At 54.5% G+C, this 1613-nt stretch carries 1 rRNA gene; it reads left to right on the forward strand.

The features are described from left to right. Nucleotides 1-33 precede the first annotated feature (33 nt). Nucleotides 34-1561, forward strand: a 16S ribosomal RNA gene (locus CRT24_RS14385). Nucleotides 1562-1613 lie beyond the last annotated feature (52 nt).

A 1613-nucleotide genomic window follows, 5' to 3' on the forward strand; every position in this document is an offset into this window, starting at 1 on the left:
ATTATGAATAGTCACGGTCTTACACTTCATTTTACAATGGAGAGTTTGATCCTGGCTCAGGATGAACGCTAGCGGCAGGCCTAATACATGCAAGTCGGACGGGATCCGGGAGTAGCTTGCTACTTCCGGTGAGAGTGGCGCACGGGTGCGTAACGCGTGAGCAACCTGCCCATATCAGGGGGATAGCCCGGAGAAATCCGGATTAACACCGCATGACACGCCGGGACGGCATCGTYCYGGCGTCAAATATTCATAGGATATGGATGGGCTCGCGTGACATTAGCTAGTTGGTGGGGTAACGGCCCACCAAGGCGACGATGTCTAGGGGCTCTGAGAGGAGAATCCCCCACACTGGTACTGAGACACGGACCAGACTCCTACGGGAGGCAGCAGTAAGGAATATTGGTCAATGGGGGCAACCCTGAACCAGCCATGCCGCGTGCAGGACGACTGCCCTATGGGTTGTAAACTGCTTTTGCCGGGGAATAAACCCCACTACGTGTAGTGGGCTGAACGTACCCGGAGAATAAGGATCGGCTAACTCCGTGCCAGCAGCCGCGGTAATACGGAGGATCCGAGCGTTATCCGGATTTATTGGGTTTAAAGGGTGCGTAGGCGGCACTTTAAGTCAGGGGTGAAAGACGGCAGCTCAACTGTCGCAGTGCCCTTGATACTGAAGTGCTTGAATGCGGTTGAAGACGGCGGAATGAGACAAGTAGCGGTGAAATGCATAGATATGTCTCAGAACACCGATTGCGAAGGCAGCTGTCTAAGCCGTTATTGACGCTGATGCACGAAAGCGTGGGGATCGAACAGGATTAGATACCCTGGTAGTCCACGCCCTAAACGATGATAACTCGATGTTTGCGATATACCGTAAGCGTCCAAGCGAAAGCGTTAAGTTATCCACCTGGGGAGTACGCCCGCAAGGGTGAAACTCAAAGGAATTGACGGGGGCCCGCACAAGCGGAGGAGCATGTGGTTTAATTCGATGATACGCGAGGAACCTTACCCGGGCTTGAAAGTTACTGAAGCATCCAGAGACGGATGCGTCCTTCGGGACAGGAAACTAGGTGCTGCATGGCTGTCGTCAGCTCGTGCCGTGAGGTGTTGGGTTAAGTCCCGCAACGAGCGCAACCCCTATGTCCAGTTGCCAGCACKTAAAGGTGGGGACTCTGGACAGACTGCCTGCGCAAGCAGAGAGGAAGGCGGGGACGACGTCAAGTCATCATGGCCCTTACGTCCGGGGCTACACACGTGCTACAATGGATGGTACAGCGGGCAGCTACACAGCAATGTGATGCCAATCTCGAAAAGCCATTCACAGTTCGGATCGGGGTCTGCAACTCGACCCCGTGAAGTTGGATTCGCTAGTAATCGCGTATCAGCAATGACGCGGTGAATACGTTCCCGGGCCTTGTACACACCGCCCGTCAAGCCATGAAAGCTGGGGGTACCTAAAGCATGTAACCGCAAGGAGCGTGTTAGGGTAAAACCGGTAATTGGGGCTAAGTCGTAACAAGGTAGCCGTACCGGAAGGTGCGGCTGGAATACCTCCTTTCTAGAGCCCGCGCCGGGGCCGCTGCGCCACATACATGATCTAAAGGAAAAAA

This window comes from Sphingobacterium sp. 1.A.5 (assembly GCF_002734235.1).
In the GTDB taxonomy this organism is placed as follows: domain Bacteria; phylum Bacteroidota; class Bacteroidia; order Sphingobacteriales; family Sphingobacteriaceae; genus Sphingobacterium; species Sphingobacterium daejeonense.